19 protein-coding genes are annotated in these 21,564 nt (G+C 70.5%); 17 read left to right on the top strand and 2 right to left on the bottom strand.

All coding sequences use genetic code 11. The annotated features are described in order from the left end of the window. The gene (locus AC5YDA_RS04735; RefSeq protein ID WP_496192801.1) at positions 1-1,464 is read right to left on the bottom strand and encodes a trypsin-like serine peptidase; all 1,464 of its coding nucleotides are present in this window, start codon (positions 1,462-1,464) and stop codon (positions 1-3) included. Between the two features lie 36 nt (positions 1,465-1,500). Beyond that, positions 1,501-3,678, bottom strand: a complete 2,178-nt coding sequence (locus tag AC5YDA_RS04730; RefSeq protein ID WP_496192800.1) for a DNA/RNA non-specific endonuclease — start codon at positions 3,676-3,678, stop codon at positions 1,501-1,503. A 203-nt stretch (positions 3,679-3,881) separates the two neighbouring features. On the opposite strand from AC5YDA_RS04730, the gene AC5YDA_RS04725 reads away from it, so the two are divergent. The 17 genes from AC5YDA_RS04725 (at position 3,882) to AC5YDA_RS04645 (ending at position 21,554) form a co-directional block, all read left to right on the top strand. Next, the gene (locus AC5YDA_RS04725) at positions 3,882-6,425 is read left to right on the top strand and encodes an FtsK/SpoIIIE family DNA translocase (protein ID WP_496192799.1); all 2,544 of its coding nucleotides are present in this window, start codon (positions 3,882-3,884) and stop codon (positions 6,423-6,425) included. After that, complete coding sequence (locus tag AC5YDA_RS04720; protein WP_496192798.1) at positions 6,425-7,147, top strand: SDR family oxidoreductase; 723 nt, start codon at positions 6,425-6,427, stop codon at positions 7,145-7,147. Before AC5YDA_RS04725 ends, AC5YDA_RS04720 begins: the two co-directional genes overlap by 1 nt. Before the next feature lie 133 nt (positions 7,148-7,280). Next, positions 7,281-8,162, top strand: coding sequence for an aldo/keto reductase (locus AC5YDA_RS04715; RefSeq protein WP_496192797.1), 882 nt, complete (start codon positions 7,281-7,283; stop codon positions 8,160-8,162). Positions 8,163-8,223: 61 nt separating this feature from the next. Continuing rightward, positions 8,224-9,663, top strand: coding sequence for a 30S ribosomal protein S12 methylthiotransferase RimO (rimO, locus tag AC5YDA_RS04710; protein WP_496192796.1), 1,440 nt, complete (start codon positions 8,224-8,226; stop codon positions 9,661-9,663). Beyond that, positions 9,660-10,253: a CDP-diacylglycerol--glycerol-3-phosphate 3-phosphatidyltransferase gene (pgsA, locus tag AC5YDA_RS04705; RefSeq protein WP_496192795.1), complete on the top strand. Its 594-nt coding sequence runs from the start codon at positions 9,660-9,662 to the stop codon at positions 10,251-10,253. Before rimO ends, pgsA begins: the two co-directional genes overlap by 4 nt. Beyond that, positions 10,250-10,741, top strand: a complete 492-nt coding sequence (locus tag AC5YDA_RS04700) for a CinA family protein (RefSeq protein WP_496192794.1) — start codon at positions 10,250-10,252, stop codon at positions 10,739-10,741. Before pgsA ends, AC5YDA_RS04700 begins: the two co-directional genes overlap by 4 nt. A gap of 63 nt (positions 10,742-10,804) precedes the next feature. Then, positions 10,805-11,092, top strand: a complete 288-nt coding sequence (locus AC5YDA_RS04695) for a helix-turn-helix domain-containing protein (RefSeq protein ID WP_496192793.1) — start codon at positions 10,805-10,807, stop codon at positions 11,090-11,092. Positions 11,093-11,095: 3 nt separating this feature from the next. Further along, positions 11,096-11,290, top strand: a complete 195-nt coding sequence (locus AC5YDA_RS04690) for a DUF3046 domain-containing protein (protein ID WP_496192792.1) — start codon at positions 11,096-11,098, stop codon at positions 11,288-11,290. 211 nt (positions 11,291-11,501) lie between these two features. Further along, complete coding sequence (recA, locus tag AC5YDA_RS04685; RefSeq protein ID WP_496192791.1) at positions 11,502-12,575, top strand: recombinase RecA; 1,074 nt, start codon at positions 11,502-11,504, stop codon at positions 12,573-12,575. Further along, on the top strand, positions 12,572-13,171 hold the full coding sequence (locus AC5YDA_RS04680; RefSeq protein ID WP_496192823.1) for a regulatory protein RecX: 600 nt from the start codon (positions 12,572-12,574) through the stop codon (positions 13,169-13,171). The genes recA and AC5YDA_RS04680 overlap by 4 nt, the downstream gene beginning before the upstream one ends. A 38-nt stretch (positions 13,172-13,209) precedes the next feature. Beyond that, entirely contained in the window at positions 13,210-14,703 is a 1,494-nt protein-coding gene (gene miaB / locus AC5YDA_RS04675; RefSeq protein WP_496189463.1) for a tRNA (N6-isopentenyl adenosine(37)-C2)-methylthiotransferase MiaB, read from the top strand. Positions 14,704-14,751: 48 nt separating this feature from the next. Beyond that, positions 14,752-15,726, top strand: a complete 975-nt coding sequence (miaA, locus tag AC5YDA_RS04670) for a tRNA (adenosine(37)-N6)-dimethylallyltransferase MiaA (protein ID WP_496189462.1) — start codon at positions 14,752-14,754, stop codon at positions 15,724-15,726. A 4-nt stretch (positions 15,727-15,730) separates the two neighbouring features. Beyond that, positions 15,731-16,765 (top strand): YeiH family protein, encoded by a 1,035-nt coding sequence (locus AC5YDA_RS04665; RefSeq protein WP_496189461.1) that lies wholly within the window; start codon positions 15,731-15,733, stop codon positions 16,763-16,765. A gap of 89 nt (positions 16,766-16,854) precedes the next feature. Continuing rightward, positions 16,855-17,697 (top strand): diaminopimelate epimerase, encoded by an 843-nt coding sequence (dapF, locus tag AC5YDA_RS04660; RefSeq protein ID WP_496189460.1) that lies wholly within the window; start codon positions 16,855-16,857, stop codon positions 17,695-17,697. Then, positions 17,690-19,126 (top strand): GTPase HflX, encoded by a 1,437-nt coding sequence (hflX, locus tag AC5YDA_RS04655; protein WP_496189459.1) that lies wholly within the window; start codon positions 17,690-17,692, stop codon positions 19,124-19,126. The genes dapF and hflX overlap by 8 nt, the downstream gene beginning before the upstream one ends. Further along, the gene (locus AC5YDA_RS04650; RefSeq protein WP_496189458.1) at positions 19,123-19,551 is read left to right on the top strand and encodes a DUF952 domain-containing protein; all 429 of its coding nucleotides are present in this window, start codon (positions 19,123-19,125) and stop codon (positions 19,549-19,551) included. The genes hflX and AC5YDA_RS04650 overlap by 4 nt, the downstream gene beginning before the upstream one ends. 14 nt (positions 19,552-19,565) lie before the next feature. Next, positions 19,566-21,554, top strand: coding sequence for an ATP-dependent DNA helicase (locus tag AC5YDA_RS04645; RefSeq protein ID WP_496192790.1), 1,989 nt, complete (start codon positions 19,566-19,568; stop codon positions 21,552-21,554). Positions 21,555-21,564 lie beyond the last annotated feature (10 nt).

Genomic DNA, 21,564 nt, shown 5'->3' with positions numbered 1-21,564 from the left:
TCAGGCTTGCGGCCCGAAGGTCTCGGCGTAGCGGGCGTACACCTCCGTGTACTCCTCCTTCAACGCCTCCCAGTGCTCCTGGGCCGCGAGCAGGGCGGCTTCGTACTGCTCGAGGATCGCCTCGAACTCCTCCCGGTCGGGTTCCTGGGATCCCGTGCCCTCCGGCCCGAAGCGGTGGCCGCCCTGCAGCACGAACGGACGCAACCCCTCGGCGACCACCGGATCGCGCACGACCGCGGGGTTCACCACGGGATCGATCCAGCCCGGGTCGATGTGCTCCCGCAGCGAGTCGGCGACCGCGCCGGTGCCGACCGGTGGACGGTCCCCGAGGGGGCTGGTGGCGTTGTCGCGGAGGGGCTGGGTGACGATGGAGTCCCAGAGTCGGTTGGTGTCCAGCCAGGCCAGCGTGGCCAGGTCGTCGCGGGGGCTAGTGCGGAGCTGGTCGGCGACCACGCTGGTGTCGCGGAAGGCGGCTGTGCTGACGAGGTCGTCCCGCGGAGAGGTGGCGATCCGGTCAGGGATCGGAGCGGTGGCGGTGTTGAGGCCCTGCAGGGTGGGCGAGACGTTGCGGATCGTCATGATCGGCACGCCGAAGTTCGACCCGGTCCCCTGCGCGTTGCAGCCGCCATTGGTGTGGACGCCCACGAGGCTGCCGGCCGGACCGAGGATGCCGGAGCCGGAGTTGCCGCCGAGGGTGTCGATGTCGTTGTAGAGCAGCCGACCCGGTGCCAGTCCGGTGGCCGGACCGGCCTCGATGCGCTTGGGCCGTCCCGCCGGATGCCCGATGATGGCGATCATGGCGTTGAGAGCCACGTCCGCCGTGGCCACCTGCGTCCAGCCGTAGGTGTTGCCCGGCGACCCGCCGATGCGGCACACCGCCATGTCGACCCCGCCGAGGCGGTACTCGAGGAGGTGCGTGATCGGGAAGCTCGCCTCGGTCCTGAGGGTGCCCGAGGCGTCCACCTGGTAGTTGAAGTTCAGGTGCATGCGGGTGGCGATCTCCTGCGGGGAGATCGTCGTCGACGTCCCGTTGACCTGCGGCCGCGTCCAGCCGTTGCCCGTCTGGTCGAACAGGTGGCCGCACGTGAGGAAGAGGTCGGGGCTGATCATCGTGCCCGAACCCCAGCGCGCGCCGTTGACGTTGCCGGGGTTCGTGTAGTGGCTGGCCAGGTCGTCGTTCCACTGCACCTGGGCGACTGCTGACTGGTGCGCGTCGACGAAGGCCCTCGTCACACCGAGGGTGCCGTCGTACTGCTCGACAGCCTGGCTGTCGTCGGCCAGGCCACAGATGGTCTCGAGCAGGAGCGAGTACTCGTCGCCCCCGGCCTCGAGGCCGACCAGCTCCGGGAGGAGTTCGGGCGGCGCGGGGAACATCGCGTCGTACACGCGGGGGTCCAAACGGTCCTGGGCGGGGGTGGCCTCGTCTGATGCGGACTTGGTGGTGCGGCTCTTGCTCTCAGGCATGATGCCTCCTTCGAAGGGCGTTGCCCGGTGGGGGTGTCAGGTCACGATCTCGTCGAGGGAGTGCAGGGGGATCACGGTGCGGCCGTCCACCTCGAGGCTGCCGGGCGCACCGCCCGCCGCGAGGTGGTCGTTGTCCCGCAGGACACCGAACCTGAGTCCCGTCTGCTTCTCGACGTTCTCGATGGTTGTCTGGACGGCCCCGACGTCGAGGAACGCCTCGTCGAAGCCGGCCAGCGCGGTGATGTCGGCCTGTCCCAGGATGAAGGCGGTGGCCGACAACGTCCCGTCCTGCCGCACGAGCGCGCAGACCTTCCAGAACCCCAGGGGGATCCGGACGGGGGCGTCCATGAACTCGTTGCGGTACAGCGGGTCCGTGTCGCGGAACAGCGGCCCGGTCATCACGCTGATGCGGCGTGACTCCTGGGCGGCCTTCCGCTCGAGCAGGAACTGCTCGATGCCCTGCCAGCGCTCGGTTCGTTGGTTGAAGCCGTCCAGCTGCAGGCAGGCGTTGGTGAAGTGGAACGTGTCGGCGGCGGCGTCCCGGGCGGCCTCCGGTGTGCCCCAGGCGACATCCGCATACCGGGTGAGGTGGCCGCGATCGGTGCGCGTGGCCGCGTACAGGGCCTCCCCGAGCTGGACCTTGGGTGACCGTGGGTCATCGATCCGCGCATCGATGAACCACGCGTCCCTGCGCTTGGCGAGCTTGGGGCGCTCGCGACCGTCGATGTTCGCCGCGCTGTACCAGGCGAACCGGCGGTCGCGGTTCATCACCAACGAGTAGTGGTGGTAGGCGAGTTCGTACTTGTCACCGTGCACGCGATACTCCTCGGGCACCTCCGCCGACCGGCTCCTCATCGACCGCGACAGGGTCGGCAGGGGCACTTCGATACCGAGGAACTGCGGGTCGTAGCCCTGGCGCGTCGACCAGTCCGGGTCGATCCGGGTGCGTTCGACCACCAGCCCGCCCGCCGCAGCGGTCACGTCCGGCGCGGCGTCGGGCCCGCTGGTGGACGCGGACCGGAGGACGGGCAGGGCTCCCTGGCCCAGCGTGACCGTGATCGTGAGGGGCACCTGGAAGCTGACGTCGCCCCCGTCCGGCGGAGTGCTCAGGCCGACGGCGGGCACCGGGATGCCCGCGGGGGCGGGGGCCACGACAGCCTCCTCCGCGGTGCGGGCGAGGGTGACCGGGTTCGGCGGCGTCCCGGCGAGGGCTGTGTCGCGGAGCGCGGCGGCCGCTCCGTCGAGGGGGAACTTCTTGAGGGAGGCGACCATCGCCGAGACGCGGGCGCCCTCGTTGGCGATCCAGTCGACGAGGGCCGGGTCGTCGGTGGCCTCGTTCCAGGGCGTGCCGTCCTTCTTGAGGATGGTGTCCCCCTCCATCCGGGGCACGCCGGAGTGGTGGAGCGCGATGATCTCCCACTGGTCGTTGAAGCAGGGGGAGCCCGAGGAGCCCGGTTCGGTGTCGGTCGTGTAGTAGAGGAAGTCCGGCTTGCCGTTGGGGATCACGATGACCTCGTTGTTGCGCAGGGCCACCTGCTTCAGTCCACCGCGGGGGTGCTGGATGATGTTGATCGGGTCGCCCGCCTCGGCCTTGCCGAGGGTGGGGTTCAGGCGGGTCCACGGATAGCGGTCGAGCGGATGTCCCTTGGACGACGTCGGGGCCAGGGCGACGACCGTGAAGTCGAGCAGCCTGTCGGTGACGAAGAACGTGCTGGGCTCGAAGGCGAAGGCCTGAACCGGGAGCAGTTCTCCGGACGCGTTCTCCTGGTAGTCGAACTGGGCCTCGGCGCCCAGGGCCTGTTCCGGCGTCCGGAGCACATGGTTGTTGGTGAGCAGCAACCGCGGCCCGACCAGGACGCCGGTGCCCGCCCCCCGGCCGATCCGGATGCGGCAGACGGCCCGGGCGACCGCCACGGCCAGTTCGAGGTAGTTGATGTCACGCAGGTCGCTGGAGCCGATGATGCGCTCCTGGGCGAGCCCCGCCAGGGTGTCCGCGGCCGACCGGACTGCGCCCCGGGCCTCCGCGTCGGCGACGACGGCGCGGGCCTTCTCCTGGGTCAGGGACGCCTTGAGGTAGGCCTTGCGCCGGTCCTCCCCCTCGGGCGGTTCGATCTCGGCCCCCGACGGTGCAGGCCTCTCCTTCTCGTAGCGCTGCGCGGCCGTGCGCGCCTCGTGGGCGTCCAGCAGTTCGTCGCCGGGGTACGGGCTTCTCATAGCGGGTCCTTGCGGTGGGGGTGGTCGCGTGCGTCGACCGCGCTGCGCCCATCGTGCGCCCGTGGCCATCGACGGGTCAAGGGCCCCTGCGTGGCATTTCCGGGTGGAAGAACCCCAAGGATCCTTGGGGTTCTTCCACCCGGAAATGCAGTCGGCGGCGTGGTTGCTTGGGCCCGCCCGCACGGCTTGTTATGGTCAGCCTCATGGCGACCCGCGCGTCTTCCCCCTCGCGGAGCCGATCGAACGCGTCCAGCTCGCGTTCGTCGACTTCTCGTGGCGGAAGCTCATCCAGGAACTCACGGCGGGCCCCCGCGAAGAAGTCCGGGGGTCTCGGCGCCCTACTCGCTGCCCTCGGCGGGGGGCTCGCGTCGATCTGGCGCGCCCTCGCCGGGCTGCTGGGTGGGATCGTGCGCAGCTTGGGCAGCGGGGTCCGCGACCTCGACCCCGAGCAGCGACGCGACGGCACCGGGCTCCTGCTCGTCGTGCTGGGCATCCTGACCGCGGCGGCGTTCTGGTTCGTCATGCCCGGCCAGGTGGGGGACTGGCTGCGCATCGGCTTCACCACCATCGTCGGTGCCGCGAGCGTCGCGCTGCCACTGGCCTTCTTCGGCATGGCCTGGCGGACGCTGCGCGACCCCGCTGCGAATGGTCCGGCCGGACGCCAGCCGGTCGGCTGGCTGGTCTTCTCCCTCGGCGTGCTGGGTCTGGTGTCCGTCGCGAAGGGCATCCCCAGCCCGAGCCGTCCCGAGGAGATGCGCCAGGCAGGAGGCGCGCTCGGTTTCATCCCCAGTTCGTTCCTGACCGATCTGGGCACCGTGTGGGTGGCGGTCCCGGTGCTGGTCGGCATGGCACTGTTCGGTGCGGTGGTCATCACCGGCATCCCCCTGTACGAGGTCGGCCCGCGCTTGTCCGCGTGGCGTGGGAAGTACCGGCGCGAGGAGTCGCAGGACGCGTTGACCTACGGTGTCGACGAGGCCTACGACACGCCGCTGGTGCAGGAGGAGGAGCCGTCGCGCCGCGGCAGGCGGAACCGGGACGAGGAGGTCATCGACTTCTTCGCCGACACCGACACCGACGCCGCCGACGGCCCGGACGAGGAGATGATCGACCCGTTCACCGGCGAGGTCCACGGGGCCGCGCACCGTCCCCCCGTCACCGCCGGCAAGGCACCCGGCGCGCTCGAAGCGGGCGGCGCCCCGGTGCCCGTCGACCCGCCGAGGGACCTCCAACCGCCGACGCACTCCAACGAGCCGCTGCGGGCTGAGCAGACCGTGCTCACGGGCGACATCCAGTACCTGCTCCCCGAGCACCAGATCCTGAAGCCGGGGTCCGCCCCGAAGAGTCGTACCGAGGCGTCCGACGCGGTGGTGCACCGGCTCGCCGAGGTGTTCCGCGACTTCGACATCGACGCGACCGTGACGGGCTACACGCGCGGGCCGACGGTGACCCGGTACGAGGTGGAACTCGGTACCGGGGTGAAGGTCGAGAAGGTCACGGCGCTGGGCAGGAACATCGCCTACGCCGTGGCATCGGCGGACGTCCGCATCCTCAGCCCGATCCCGGGCAAGTCGGCGATCGGTGTGGAGATCCCGAACACCGACAAGGAGATCGTGTCGCTGGGCGACGTCCTGCGCTCCAACCGTGCGCGCGGGGACCACCACCCCATGACCGTGGGCCTGGGCAAGGACGTCGAGGGCGGCTACGTCGTGGCCAACATGGCGAAGATGCCCCACCTGCTGGTCGCCGGCGCGACCGGTTCGGGCAAGTCGAGCTTCGTGAACTCGATGATCACGTCGATCATGATGCGCGCGACGCCCGACGAGGTGCGGATGATGCTGGTCGACCCCAAGCGGGTGGAGCTGACAAACTACGAGGGCATTCCGCACCTGGTCACGCCGATCATCACCAACCCCAAGAAGGCCGCCGAGGCTCTGCAGTGGGTGTGCAAGGAGATGGACACCCGCTACGACGACCTGGCCGCCTTCGGCTTCCGGCACGTGGACGACTTCAACAAGGCCGTCCGCGCCGGTCAGGTGAAGCTCCCGCCCGGGTCCGAGCGCGTGTTGGCGCCCTACCCGTACCTGCTGGTGATCGTCGACGAGCTCGCCGACCTCATGATGGTCGCCCCCCGCGACGTCGAGGACTCCATCGTCCGCATCACCCAGCTCGCGCGTGCCGCCGGCATCCACCTGGTGCTGGCCACGCAGCGTCCCTCGACCGACGTGGTGACGGGGCTGATCAAGGCCAACGTGCCGAGCCGTCTCGCGTTCGCGACCTCGTCGATGACCGACTCCCGTGTCATCCTCGACCAGCCGGGCGCCGAGAAGCTGGTCGGCCAGGGCGATGGCCTGTTCCTGCCGATGGGCGCGTCCAAGCCGGTCCGCGTCCAGGGGGCCTGGGTCACCGAGGCCGAGATCCGCGAGGTGGTCAAGCACGTCTCCACCCAGCTCGGCCCGCAGTACCGCGAGGACGTGGCGGCGCCCCAGGAGGCCGCGAAGGTCGCCGAGGACATCGGGGACGACCTCGAGCTCGTGCTCGAGGCCGCGCAGCTGGTGGTCAACCTCCAACTGGGCTCGACGTCGATGCTGCAGCGCAAGCTGCGCGTCGGCTTCGCGAAGGCCGGACGGCTGATGGACATCCTCGAGACGCGCAGTATCGTCGGTCCGTCGGAGGGATCCAAGCCCCGTGAGGTGCTCGTGAAACCCGACGACCTCGACGACGTTCTCACCAATCTCTCGGAGGGCTGATGGCCAACCCGCGTGACCCGCGCCTGCGGCGGGCGATGCCCCGGCGCACCGTGCTCGTGACAGGGGGCACCAGGGGGATCGGCCGCGAGGTCGTGCGACAGCTGTGCGAGTCGTGGCGCGTCATCGTGGGTGGCACCTCGGCCGAGGCGGTGCAGGCGGTCGTCGACGACTGCCCGGCCGCCGAGGGCTTCGTCTGCGACCTCACCGACGCGGACGCCGTGGCCGCGGCCGTGGCGTCCATCGGCGCGTTGGACGCCGTGGTGCACTCCGCGGGGGTGGTCGGCTACGGGAGCGTGGAGGACACCACCCGCGAGGACTGGCGCCGTGTCCTCGAACTCAATGTCATCGCCGTGGCCGACCTGACCCGCCTGCTGCTGCCCCTGTTGCGCGCCTCCCGCGGGACCGTCGTCGTGATCAACTCCGGCTCGGGGTTCTCCGCCGGGCCCAACGGGGCCGTGTACGCCGCGTCCAAGTTCGCCGTGCGCGCGTGGGCGGACGCCCTGCGTGCCGAGGAGCGTGGCGTGGTGCGAGTGTCGTCGGTCCACCCCGGACGTGTCGACACGGACATGCAGCGCGAACTCCAGGCCGCCGAGGGGCGCGCGTACGACGCGTCCCTCGCGATGGGGGCAGCCTCGGTCGCCAAGGCCGTCGAGTTCGTCCTCGAGGCCGACCCGGACGCCTCGGTCGAGGTCGTCTCGGTGCGTCCGTCAGGTCGCCGCTGAGCATCGCCCGGGGGCGCTGTGGCTTGTGGCCCTTCGATGCATTTCCGGGTGGAAGAACCCCAAGGATCCTTGGGGTTCTTCCACCCGGAAATGCATCCGACCCACACGGACAACCGCCACGTAGGGTGATCCCATGACACGCACGATTGGACAGTTCACCGTCTCAGACCTGGGCCTCGGGGCCATGCCGTTCTCGCTCGGGGGTGACCGGGTCGTGTCCCGCGAGCAGGGCATCGCCACCGTGCACGCGGCCCTGGACGCCGGGATCACGCTCATCGACACCGCCGACATCTACGCCCCGGCGTGGAACCAGATGGGCCACAACGAGCGCATCGTCGCCGAGGGCGTCCGGACGTGGGGCGGTGATTCCAGCAAGGTCGTGGTGGCGACCAAGGGCGGCATCACGCGCCACGAGGGGGAGGGCTGGGGGCGCAACAGCTCCCCGGAGTACCTGCGCGGCGCGGCGAAGGCCTCCCGCGACCGGCTCGGCGTCGAGAGGATCGACCTCTGCTACCTGCACCGCCCCGATCGGACGCGGCGCTACGCCGACGCCGTCGAGGTGCTCGCCGGGCTGAAGTCGGAGGGCGTGATCGCCGAGATCGGCATCTCGAACGCCAATGTCGAGGAGATCCAGATCGCGATCGACGTCCTCGGGGAAGGTGGCCTCGCGGCCGTCCAGAACGAGTTCTCCCCGAAGTTCAACCACACCTCCTGGCAGGAACTGGTCTTCTGCGGCGAGCATGGCATCGCCTTCGTCCCGTGGTCGCCCCTGGGCGGTGTCGGGGCCGTCGCCGACCTCGGCGGCCGGTTCCCGGTGATCGTCGAGGTGGCGGACGCCCACGGGGTGAGCCCCCAGCAGGTCGTCCTGGCGTGGCAATTGGGCCTCGGGGGGCATGTCATCCCGATCCCGGGCGCGTCGCGTCCGGCCTCGATCACGGACTCGGCCAAGGCCATGTCCCTCCAACTCCACCCCGACGAGCAGGAGCGGCTCAGCGCGGGGCTGTTGCAGCGCTGACCGGCGGCGGCCGACGGTGGCGCCCGACGCGTCACGGTGCCGTCCCGGATAGGGTTGAGCGGTGACCACTCCAACCACCGTGCACATCGTCTCGCTGGGCTGCGCCCGCAACGACGTCGACTCCGAGGAACTCGCCGGACGCCTCGAGGCCGGCGGGTTCACCCTCGTCGACGAGCCCACGGAAGCCGAGGCCGTCGTGGTCAACACGTGCGGGTTCATCGAGTCCGCGAAGAAGGACTCCATCGACACCCTGCTCGCGGCGTCCGACCTGAAGGGGCACGGCCCCACCCAGCGCGTGGTGGCGGTCGGGTGCATGGCGGAGCGGTACGGCCGTGAGCTCGCGGACGCGCTGCCCGAGGCGGACGCGGTCCTGGGCTTCGACGACTACGCGGACATCGACGCCAAGCTGCGCCTCATCATGGCCGGCGGCCACCTCGAGGCGCACACGCCATCGGACCGGCGACGGCTGCTCCCGCTGGCTCCCGCGCAGCGGCAGGCGGCGGCGTCCGGGGTCGTGATCCCGGGGCTGCAGACGGCGGACCTCCCCCAGGGGGTGGCGCCGGCGTCCGGACCGCGTGTGGTGCGCAAGCGGCGCGGCAACGCACCCAGCGCCCCGATCAAGATCGCCAGCGGCTGTGACCGCCGGTGCGCGTTCTGCGCGATCCCGAGCTTCCGGGGCAGCTTCGTCAGCCGTCCCGCCGCCGACATCGTCGAGGAGGTGACCTGGCTGGCCGACCATGGCGTCCGCGAGGCGTTCCTGGTCAGCGAGAACACCTCGTCCTACGGCAAGGATCTCGGTGAGCTCGGCGCCCTGGAGACCCTGCTCGAACGGCTCAACGGCATCGACAACCTGGATTGGATCCGCGTCAGCTACCTCCAGCCCGCAGAGATCCGCCCGGGGCTGATCGAGGCCATCTGCTCGATCGACAAGGTGGTGCCGTACTTCGACCTGAGCTTCCAGCACGCCGCCCCGTCCGTGCTGCGGCGCATGCGGCGCTTCGGGGATCCGGACAGCTTCCTGGCGCTCCTCGAGCGGATCCGCACCCTCAAGCCGCAGGCGGGCGTCCGCAGCAACGTGATCGTCGGCTTCCCGGGCGAGACGGACGCCGACGTGCGGACCCTCGTCGACTTCGTCAGCGAGGCCCGCCTGGACGCACTCGGGGTCTTCTCCTACTCGGACGAGGAGGGAACCGAGGGGGCCACCCTGGGCGACCACGTGCCCCAGGAGGTCATCGACCAGCGTTACGCGGAGGTCAGCGACCTGGCCACCGACCTCGTGGACCAGCGGGCGCTGGAGCGTGTCGGCGAGCGGGTGCGTGTGCTGGTCGAGAGCCACGACGGGAACGTCGCCGTCGGGCGCGCCGAGCACCAGGGCCCGGAGGTGGACGGGACGACGAGCTTCGCTTCCGGCGCGCACCTGCGGGTGGGTGACCTCGTCTGGGGTAGGGTCACGTCCACCGACGGTGTCGACCTGATCGCGCGCGAGGATGGTGCTGCATGACCGATGCGAAGCCCAACAACTGGAACGTCCCCAACGTCCTGACCGCGGTCCGGATGGTGCTGGTCCCGGTCTTCGCATGGGTGCTCCTCGCCCACGCGCAGGACCCGCTGATGCGGTGGGTCGCCACCGTCATCTTCGTCGTCGCGATCGCCACGGACGCCGTGGACGGCCGCATCGCCCGCAAGTACGACCTGGTCACCAACTTCGGCAAGCTCTGGGATCCGATCGCCGACAAGGCCCTCACCGGCATGGCGTTCGTCGGCCTGTCGATCCTGGCCGAGTTGCCGTGGTGGATCACCATCATCATCCTCGTCCGCGAGTGGGGCATCACGGTCCTGCGCTGGGCGATCATGAAGTACGGCGTCATGGCCGCCAACCGCGGCGGGAAGCTGAAGACCGTCCTGCAGTCGGTCGCGCTCATCATGTTCCTCCCCGGCCTGCAGTTCATGCCCGCTCCGTGGGGGTGGGTCGCCTGGGCCGCGATGGTCGTCGCCTTCGCCCTGACCGTGCTCACCGGCCTCGACTACCTGCGCGAGGCCAACAGGATGAGGGCGTCCTGGCTCGCCGAACACCCGGAGGAGGCTCGATGAACGAACTCGCCGCCAAGGTCATCGCCACGTTGCGCGACCGGTCGGTGAACCTAGCCGTCGCCGAGTCGCTCACCGGGGGGCTGCTGAGCGCGACGCTGACCACGGTGCCCGGGGCGTCCCAGGTGTTCCTCGGTGGGGTGATCTCGTACGCCACCAGGCTGAAGACCGAACTGCTCGACATCCCCGCCCGGACCATCGCGGACCACACCGTCATCAGCGAGGAGGTCGCCATCGGCATGGCCGTCGGGCTGCAGCGCCGCGCCAACGCCGACTGGGTCATCGCGGCGACCGGCGTCGCGGGGCCGGACGGCCAGGACGGCCATGAGCCCGGCGAGGTCTGGATCTGCGTGCTCGGGCCCAGCATCGCGTCCACGCCGCAGTTCTGCCAGGTCGAACGGTTCGACTTCGAGGGCGACCGCGACGCGGTCCGCGTGCAGACGGTGGACGCGGCGTGCCGCATGCTGCTGCGCGTCGTGTCTCCCGTGTAGGTTGGGGGAACAAATCGTCCGCGCCGCTGCGTTGGGGATCATGATCTGAAGGAGGTGCTGGCCATGGCCATCGTGCTGATGCGCGAGATGGTGGGGGAGACCCTGCGCGAACTCCGTGTTTCCTCGGGCAAGACGCTGCGCGAGGTCTCCGGCGCGGCACGCGTGAGCCTCGGCTACCTCTCCGAGGTCGAGCGTGGCCACAAGGAGGCGTCCTCCGAACTGCTGAACGCCATCTGCGGAGCGCTCGGGGCCGACCTGTCCGAGGTCCTGTGGCTCACGAGCGCCCGCGTCCGGGCCCACGAGAACGTCACGCACCTGCCGATTCGGACGCCCCACGCGGCGGTCGCCTGATCCGTGCGCGAGCAGGAACTCTGGCGGCGGCTGAACGCCCACATCGGTTCTTCCCTGGTCACCATGTGGTCGCGCGATGTGGTGCTCACCGACCTGGGCGATCGCAGCGTCCGCGAGGCGTTGGACGCCGGCGTCCCGGCCCAGCAGGTGTGGCGCGCGGTGTGGGCCTTCCTGGATCTCCCCGCATCCGAACGCTGAGGCACGCCGAGGCGGCGTGTCGCGTGGCGCTTCGAACACGTGTTCGGTAATGTCTGGGGTGCCGTGAAGGTTGCGGGTCGGTTCTCCACAGGTCGCGAAGCTGCGTGACACTTTGTCGGAGGCGACGCCTAACGTGATCGGTGTCGGGGCCATCCAGCGCCCCACCACGCAGAACCACACGGCACGAGGCGTTCGAGAAGGAGTCACCACCATGGCGGTTGCAGATCGCGACAAGGCGCTGGCAGCAGCGCTGGCGCAGATCGAGAAGGCCCACGGCAAGGGGTCGGTCATGCGGCTGGGCGAGGAGACCCGGCAGCCGATCGAGGTGATCCCCACCGGGTCCATCGCGCTCGACGTCGCGCTCGGCATCGGGGGGCTGCCCCGAGGCCGTGTCGTCGAGATCTATGGCCCGGAGTCCTCGGGCAAGACGACGGTGGCACTCCACGCCATCGCCAATGCCCAGGCCGCCGGCGGCATCTGCGCGTTCATCGACGCCGAGCACGCTCTGGATCCCGACTACGCGGCCAAGCTCGGCGTCAACACCGATGCCCTTCTGGTCTCCCAGCCCGACAACGGCGAGCAGGCCCTCGAGATCGCCGACATGCTGGTCCGCTCCGGCGCCTTGGCGCTCATCGTCATCGACTCGGTCGCCGCGCTGACCCCGCGGGCCGAGATCGAGGGCGAGATGGGCGACAGCCACGTCGGCCTGCAGGCCCGCCTCATGAGCCAGGCGCTCCGCAAGATGACGGGCGCCCTCTCTGCCTCCAGCACCACGGCCATCTTCATCAACCAGCTGCGCGAGAAGATCGGCGTCATGTTCGGCTCGCCCGAGACGACGACCGGTGGCCGGGCCCTGAAGTTCTACTCGTCGGTCCGCCTCGACGTGCGTCGCATCGAGACGCTGAAGGACGGCACGGACGCCGTGGGCAACCGCACGCGTGTCAAGGTCGTCAAGAACAAGGTCGCCCCGCCGTTCAAGCAGGCCGAGTTCGACATCGTCTACGGCCAGGGCATCAGCCGCGAGGGCAGCCTGATCGACCTGGGTGTCGAGCACGGCATCATCCGCAAGGCCGGCGCCTGGTTCACCTACGAGGGTGACCAGCTCGGCCAGGGCAAGGAGAACGCGCGCAATTACCTGAGGAACAACCCCGACACGGCGAACGAGATCGAGCAGCGCATCAAGACCAAGCTCGGCATCGGCGTGAAGCCCGGCGAGGCCGCCACGGCCGCGAAGGCCGATGTGGCCGAAGACATCGATCCTGTCACCGGTGAGGTCAAGTTCTGAGCGGGTTCGGTGCCTCGGGGCCGCGGCGCAGGCCGCGGCCCCGCCCCGGTCGTGAGGAGCCGGATGACCGGGACGAGGAGCTCTCGCCCGCTGACCACGAGGCATTCGCCCGTGAGATCGCCCTGCGCCTGCTCGAGTCGCGTGCGCGTTCGCGGGCTGAACTCGCCCAGGCCATGGCGAAGAGGGCCGTGCCCGAGGAGATCATCGAGTCCGTCCTGGACCGGTTCGAGGAGGTCGGGCTCGTCGACGACGCCCAGTTCGCGGGGCTGTGGGTCGAGGGCCAGCAGCGGCGCCTGAAGTCGTCCCGGGCACTGCGGGAGGAGCTGCGGCTCAAGGGAGTGGACGCCGAGGTCATCGACGAGGCGCTCGCCGAGACCGCGGACGATGCCGACTACCGGGCGGCCCTGGCGCTGGCGCAGAAGAAGGCGCGTTCCATGGGCGACCTCGAGCCCCAGGTGCGTTACCGGCGGCTCGCCGGGGCGCTGGTGCGGCGGGGATTCGCACCGGGCCTGTGCCACCGCGTCGTGTCCGAGGTCACGATTGGCCCGGGTGACGGGGGCGACGAGGCCGGCGAGACGTGGGAGGGCAACAGCTGACCCCGGGTTGATGTTCCGTGACGTAGACTCATCCGGCCATGACTACGCACGCAGCGCCACGCACCTACGAGGTCATCACCTACGGGTGCCAGATGAACGTCCACGACTCCGAGCGCATCTCCGGGTTGCTCGAAGAGGCGGGCCACGTCCGCGCACCGGAAGGGGAGCGGGGCGACATCATCGTGTTCAACACGTGCGCCGTCCGTGAGAATGCCGACAACCGCCTGTACGGCAACCTCGGCCACCTGGCGCCCGAGAAGTCGAAGAACCCGAACATGCAGATCGCGGTCGGCGGATGCATGGCCCAGAAGGACCGCGACACCGTGGTGAAGAAGGCGCCCTGGGTCGACGTCGTGTTCGGAACCCACAACATCGGTTCGCTGCCGGTCCTGCTGGAGCGTGCGCGCGTGGAGCAGGCCAGCCAGGTCGAGATCGAGGAGGCGCTCACCCGCTTCCCGTCCACCCTGCCGACCCGCCGCGAGTCGCCCTACGCCGCGTGGGTGTCCATCAGTGTGGGTTGCAACAACACCTGCACGTTCTGCATCGTCCCGGCGCTGCGCGGCAAGGAGCAGGACCGCCGGCCCGGTGACATCCTCGCCGAGGTCCGCGCGCTCGTCGACCAGGGGGTCCAGGAGATCACGCTGCTGGGCCAGAACGTCAACAGCTACGGCGTCGAGTTCGGCGACCGGTTGGCGTTCGGCAAGCTGCTGCGGGCGTGCGGTGAGGTCGACGGGCTGGAGCGCGTCCGCTTCACCAGCCCGCACCCGGCGGCCTTCACCGACGACGTCATCGCCGCCATGGCCGAGACGCCCAACGTCATGCCGAGCCTGCACATGCCGTTGCAGTCCGGGTCGGACGCCATCCTCAAGACGATGCGCCGCTCCTACCGGAGCGAGAAGTACCTGGGCATCCTCGATCGGGTCCGGGCCGCGATGCCGGACGCCGCCATCACGACCGACATCATCGTCGGTTTCCCCGGCGAGACCGAGGAGGACTTCCAGGCCACCCTGGACGTGGTCGCCGCTTCCCGGTTCAGCGCCGCCTTCACGTTCCAGTACTCGATCCGCCCCGGGACGCCGGCGGCGACGATGGCGGACCAGGTGCCCAAGAAGGTCGTCCAGGAACGCTACGAGCGCCTGATCGACCTGGTCGGCGAGGTGGCCTGGGAGGAGAACAAGAAGTTCGTGGGCAAGACCGTCGAGGTCATGTTCGCCACCGGTGAGGGCCGGAAGGACGACGAGACCAGCCGCCTCTCGGGCCGTGCCCGCGACAACCGGCTCGTGCACGTCACGATCCCCGAAGGCATGGAGCGGCCGCGTCCGGGCGACGTCGCCGACGTGGAGGTCACCTACGCGGCCCCGCACCACCTGAACGCCGACGGTGCCGTCACCCATCTCCGGCGTACCGCCGGGGGCGACGCGTGGGCACGCTGGAACGACGCCCCGACGGCCCCGGCGGGTGTCGGCCTCGGCATGCCGCTGCGCCGGCCCGAGCCGATGGCCCCGGCTTCCGACGGGTGCGACAAGGCCTGACATCACCGTGGCGGGGCGGAGCGGCCCCCGACCCGGCAGAATGGACGGGTGCAGCAGATCCTCGCCCTGAACGGCCCCACGGCCAGCGGCAAGTCGACCCTCGCGGTCGACGTGGCCGTCGCGCTGGCGTGGCGTGGCCGGCCGGCGGAGATCGTGAACGCCGACTCGATGCTCGTCTACCGCGGGATGGACATCGGCACCGCCAAGCCGACCGCCGCCGAGCGTCGGGGCGTCCGGCACCACCTGGTCGACATCCTGGACGTCACCGAGACCGCCACGGTTGCGCAGTTCCAGGCCAGGGCGCGGGCGGCGATCGCCGACTGCAGGGCCCGTGGGATCCTTCCCATCGTGGTCGGGGGGTCGGCCCTCTACATGCGGGCGATCCTCGACCACTTCGAGTTCCCGGGGACGGACGCGGACGTCCGCGCCCGGTGGGAGGCCGAGCTCGAGCGCGTCGGCCCTGAGGCCCTGCACGCGCTGTTGGCCACCCGTGCTCCGGGCACCGCCGCGGAGATCCAGCCCAACAACGGACGCCGCACCGTCCGCGCGCTGGAGGTGCTCGACCTGACCGGCGGGCACGCACCCAACCTCCCGGAGTGGACGTATGCCCTCGAAGGGGTCACCAGCATCGGGCTCGACCTGGACCGCGCCACCATGGACGCCCGGATCCACCAGCGCGTCGACGCCATGTGGGCTGCGGGGCTGGTCGACGAGGTCCGCGCGCTGGAGCGGCGGGGCCTGCGGCAGGGTGTCACCGCCGTCAAGGCGATCGGGTACCGGCAGGTCCTGCAGTACCTCGACGGTGAACTGACCGAGGACGAGGCCCGCGCGGCCATCGTGAAGGCCACCAAGCGGTTCGCGCGCCGGCAGTTGTCGTGGTTCCGCCGGGACCACCGCATCGACTGGAGGGACGCCACCGAGCCCGATCTTGCCCAGTCCCTTGCGGACCAGTTGACGGGGCGGACGTCCGCGCCCGCGATGGGGCGTGCCGTCAAGCACACCCCGCCGACGATGGAACCATAGGGCTGTGAAATCCTCCGCTTGGGGCTACGCCCTGCCCTTCGTCGTCGGCATCGTCGCATGGCTGCTCGGCCAGCAGGTTCCCGTGATCGGGGCTCCCGTCCTGGGCATCCTGTTCGGGCTCCTCATCGGCCAGTTCGCCGGACAGCGCCCGGGGTGGAGGAAAGGCGTCCAGTTCAACGCCAAGCGCGTCCTGCAGGGCTCGATCGTGCTGCTGGGCGCCGGCATGTCCCTCACGGAGGTCGTGTCCATCGGCGGCGCCGGGCTCCCCGTGATGCTCGGCACGATCGTCGTGGCCGTCGCCGCAGGGATCCCGCTCACCCGGGCACTCAAGGTGGATCGTGAGACCGGCATCCTCGTGACCTATGGCACCACGATCTGTGGCGCGTCCGCGATCGCGACGATGAGCCAGGTCATCAAGGCGCGCGCCACCGCGATCGCCATGTCGATCGCCGTCATCGTCATGTACAACGTGCTCGCCGCGTTGGTCTTCCCCTCGCTGGGGATGGCGTTCGGGTTCACTCCGACCACCTTCGGGCTCTGGGCCGGGACAGCGGTCAACGACACCTCGTCGGTCGTGGCAGCCGCCACCTCGTTCGACGCGCAACTGATCGCCGCTGGGGTCGTCGTGGGCGGCATGTCGGCGTCCGCGTACGCGGTGGTGGTGAAGCTGGTCCGCACGCTGATGCTGGTGCCGCTGGCGCTGTTCCAGCAGTGGTTCGGCAACCGGGCCGTGGCCGAGTCCGATCGCACCCGGACCGTCTGGTGGAAGATGGTGCCCGGGTTCCTCGTGCTGTTCGTCCTGGCCGCCGGGCTGCGGACCATCGGCGCGATCCCCGAGGCGTTCGTCGGATGGCTGACGCTCGCGGCGCACTTCGGCACGACCGTTGCGATGACGGCTGTCGGCATGTCGAGCTCGCTGAGCGCCATCAAGGATGCCGGCTGGCGTCCGCTCGCGCTGGGAGGCATCCTCTGGGTCTTGGTGGCGACGGCGAGCCTCGCCATCCAGGCCGTCACGGGTCAGTTGACGTTCCTTCCCTGACGCCGGACGGCGCAGCCGGGTGGAGGCGTTCATCGGCTGCGGTGAGGGGCCATGATGCGCCGGTTGCCGACCGTGGGACAATGGGCGACGTGCTGCACTTCGCCAAGGGACACGGGACCCGCAATGACTTCGTCCTGGTGACGGACGCCGAGGACGCGCGCCCGCTCACCGAGGACGCGGTGCGCTTCCTCACCGATCGACGTTCCGGCATCGGCGGGGACGGCATCCTGCGCGCGGTGAGGGCCCGCCACATCCCCGGCTGGGACGGCGACCCTGACCTGTGGTTCATGGACTACCGCAACGCCGATGGTTCCATCGCCGAGATGTGCGGCAACGGCGTCCGCGTGTTCGCTCGTTACCTCGTCGAGGAGGGACTGGTGCCCCCGGGCACCACCGAGATCCCCATCGGCACCCGTGCGGGTCTTCGTGCCGCCGCGTTGCTCGATGACGGCCGCGTGCGCGTCTGGATGGGGCGCCCCCGGACGACGGATGCCGGCACGACCGTCCAGGTGGGCGAGGACAGCTGGGCGGCCACCAACGTCGACGTCGGCAATCCGCACGCCGTCGTCCTGCTGGGGCAGGGCGACGAGCTGAACCGGGTCGACCTGAGCCGGGCGCCGAGCTGGTTCCCGCTGGACGCCTTCCCGACCGGCGTCAACGTGGAGTTCGTGGAGCAGTTGGGCCGAGGCCACGTCCGCATGCGCGTGTTCGAGCGCGGCGTGGGGGAGACCGAGTCGTGTGGGACGGGGACGGTGGCCGTAGCGTCCGCCGTCGCCCGCGCCCACGGGGAGACGGACGGCCGCTGGACCGTCGATGTGCCCGGCGGGCAGGTCGAGGTCGACCTGCGCGGGGGAGAGGCCTGGCTGACCGGCCCGGCCGAGATCGTGGCCCGTGGCAGCGTTCGGCTGCCGGGCGAGGAGATTGATGACTGACACCTACGACGCCACCGTGGACCCCGAGCAGGGCGACCCCGAGTACGGCGACCACGACTACGACGGCGACCAGCTCGAGCTGGCCGAGCGCCTGAGCCTCCGCCGCGTCGCGGGCATGTCGACCCAGCTGACCGACATCAGTGAGGTCGAGTACCGCGAGCTGCAGTTGGAGCGCGTGGTGCTCGTCGGCGTGTGGACGTCCGGCAGCCAGACCGACCACGACAACGCGATGGCTGAGCTGAAGTTGCTCGCCGAGACGGCGGGCTCCGAGGTTCTCGATGGGCTGGTCCAGCGACGTTCGCATCCCGACCCGGCCACCTACATCGGCCGCGGCAAGGTCGACGAGGTGCGCGAGGTCGTCATCGCGACCGGCGCCGACACGGTGATCGCCGACGGCGAGCTCGAGCCGGCCCAGCTGCGCAACCTGGAGGACCGGATCGGCGTCAAGGTCATCGACCGGACGGCGCTCATCCTCGACATCTTCGCGCAGCACGCCAAGTCGGTCGAGGGCAAGGCCCAGGTCGAGCTGGCACAGCTCCAGTACCTCCGCCAGCGCCTGCGCGGCTGGGGTGGCAACCTGTCCCGCCAGGCCGGTGGCCGGGCGGCCGGTGGTGCCGGCATCGGTGGCCGTGGTCCCGGCGAGACGAAGATCGAGACCGACCGGCGGCGCATCCGCACGCGCATCGCGCAACTGCGCAAGCGCCTGCGCGACCTGGACGCCGTGCGTGACACCAAGCGGTCGGAGCGCAAGCGGAACCAGGTTCCGTCGGTGGCGATCGTCGGCTACACGAACGCCGGCAAGAGCTCGCTGCTCAACCGCCTCACCGGCGCCGGCGTGCTGGTGGAGAACGCGTTGTTCGCCACCTTGGACCCGACGACGCGTCGCACCCACACGTCCGACGGTCGCGTGTTCACGCTGACCGACACGGTGGGCTTCGTCCGGCACCTGCCCCACGACCTGGTCGAGGCGTTCCGGTCGACGCTGGAGGAGTCCGCGGACGCCGACCTGCTCGTGCACGTCGTGGACGCCTCCGACCCGGATCCCGCGGGCCAGATCACCGCCGTCCGGGCCGTCCTGAACGAGATCGGCGCACACGACATCGCCGAGCAGATCGCGTTCAACAAGATCGACCTCGTCGACGAGGCCACCCTGATCCCGCTGCGCACCCTCGCCCCGGACGCCGTCTTCCTCTCCGCCCGCACCGGGGCCGGTGTCTCCGACCTGCGCGACCGGATCGAGGCGCGCCTGCCGCGTCCGGCCGTCGACGTGGACGTGCTCATCCCGTACGCCCGGCACGACCTGGTCGACCGCATCCACAGGACGGGCGAGATCCTCAGCAGTGAACACACCGCGGAGGGGACGCGCGTCACGGCGCGGGTCAACCCCAACCTGGCCGGCGAGCTCGTCGAGTTCGGGGCGTCGACATGACGGACGCCGAGGGCGAGGCGGTCGACGGCCCGGACGGCCGGCCCGAGGCCGCGCTGCTGCCGTTGTGGCACATCGCCCGCCGCTCGGAGTGGGCGGAGGCCCGCGAGGTCGGGGTGTACCTGCACTCGACGCGCGGGCGCACGCTGGGTGAGGAGGGGTTCATCCACTGTTCGTACCCGCACCAGGTGGGGCTCGTGGCGCGTTCGTTCTACGCCGACGACCCGGAGCCCCTGGTCATCCTCGAGATCGACCGCGCCCGGCTGGGTCGCACCCGGGTGCGCCTCGAGAAGGTTCCCGGGGGCGATCAGGCGTACCCGCACCTGTACGGCCCGCTGCCGACCGCGGCGGTCGCGACGATCCGGGCGCTCGCGTTCGACGACGACGGTGCGCTCCTCCTCGGCGAGCCGGAGCGCCCCGAGGAGTGACCAGCCTCGGACGGGTGCCCAGCCGAACCGACCAGATCCTCGACGCGGCCGTCGAGGCGATCGGCGGTGCCCCGCGCGAGGGGCAGGTGGCCATGGCCCGCGCCATCGACCACGCGTTCGTCGAGAGGGAGCACCTGCTCGTCCAGGCCGGCACGGGCACCGGAAAGTCGCTGGGTTACCTCGCGCCGTCGCTCGCCTACCTGAAGGAGAACCCGAAGGGACGCGTCGTCGTCGCCACGGCGACCCTGGCCCTGCAGGCGCAGTTGGCGAGCAGCGACATCCCCGCTGCGGTCAAGGCGGCGGGCAAGGTGACCGGTGGCGAGGTCACGCACGCGATCCTGAAGGGCCGGACCAACTACGCCTGCCTCCACCGGGCGCTCGACGGCATCGGGAGGGAGCAGGAATCCCTGCTCGGCGGGGAGGACCTCGTCGAGGGCCTCCGTGCCGGTCGGGCGGACGCGGCCTCGGTGCTGGGCGCGGAGGTGCTCGCGCTGCGTGCGTGGGTCGAGGAGGAGCTCGAGGCCGAGGGCAGCGGCGATCGGGACGAGGCGCCCTCCCACACGGCCGCCGCTTGGGCGCAGGTCTCGATCCCCGTGCGTGAGTGCCTCGGTCCCACGTGCGGCTTCTTCACCCAGTGCTTCGTCGAGCGCTCCCGCGAGACCGCGCGCAGGTCGCAGCTGGTGGTCACGAACCACGCCCTGCTCGCGATCGACGCCATGCACGGCAACACCGTCCTCCCCGAGCACGACTTCCTGGTCATCGACGAGGCGCACGAACTGACGGCACGGGTGACGGGCGCCGCTTCGAACGAACTCAGCCCCCAGCAACTGGAGCGGGTCTCCCGCCGCTGCACGACGCACCTGACCGATGACGATCTCGCCCTCGAGTTCGCCGACCTGGGCGACGCGCTGGAGAAGGCACTGGCCGACGCGCCGCTGGAACGCATCGAGGACCCCGACTCACCGGTCCTCGCCGTCCTGGCCCGCGTCCGGGACGTGGCCCGCCAGGTCGTGAGCGCGCTCAAGTCGGACGACCCCGACACCAAGCAGGCGGCCGCCGCGGCCAAGGAGGTCTTCGACATCGCCGAGGCGATGGCGGCCCTCAAGGACACGGACGTCCTGTGGGTCAGCGAACGCGAGCGCCTCGGTCGCTGGCTGGTCGTCGCCCCCTTGAACGTCGCGGGCCTCCTGCGCGAGAAGGTCCTGTCGAACACCACGACGATCCTCACCTCGGCGACCCTGAAGCTGGGGGGCGACTTCGAGGCGGCCGCGGCCTCCGTCGGGTTGCGCCGCAACGAGCGCGTCCTCGACACCGAGCCCGAGGAACGCACCGGCCTGGAGTGGCGCGCCCTGGACGTGGGATCACCGTTCGACTACGCCCGTCAGGGCATCCTCTACGTCGCGCAGCACCTGCCCAACCCGGGCCGTGACGGCATCGGCCCCGAGGCGCTGGCCGAGGTCGCCGAACTGGTCTGGGCCGCAGGAGGGCGGACGCTGGGCCTGTTCGCATCCCAGCGCAACGCCGAGGCCGCCGCCCGGCACTGTCGCGCCGAACTGCCGAAGATGACCATCCTGTGCCAGGGCGATGCGCAACTCTCGGAGCTGACGAGGCGGTTCATCGAGGAGCCCGCCACCTCGCTGTTCGGCACGCTCAGCCTCTGGCAGGGCGTGGACGTGCCCGGCGAGACCTGCCAGCTGGTCATCATCGACAAGATCCCGTTCCCGCGGCCCGACGAGCCGCTCATGCAGGCCAGGCAGAAGGCCGTGGCCCAGGCGGGCGGCAACGGCTTCATGGCCGTCGCCGCCACGCACGCAGCCCTGTTGTTGGCCCAGGGATCGGGACGCCTCATCCGCCGGTTGTCCGACCGCGGCCTCGTGGCGATCCTGGACCCGCGGCTGCGGACAGCTCGCTACGGATCGTTCCTGCGCGCCTCGATGCCCGGGTTCTGGTCGACCAGCGACCGAGAGGTCGCGGTCAACGCGTTGCGCCGCCTCGCCGGCTGATCACCCACCT

The organism is Propioniciclava sp. LT294 (genome assembly GCF_059516005.1).
The sequence above is the reverse complement of the archived record's forward strand: the minus strand, read 5'-3'. Positions and strand labels throughout refer to the sequence as shown.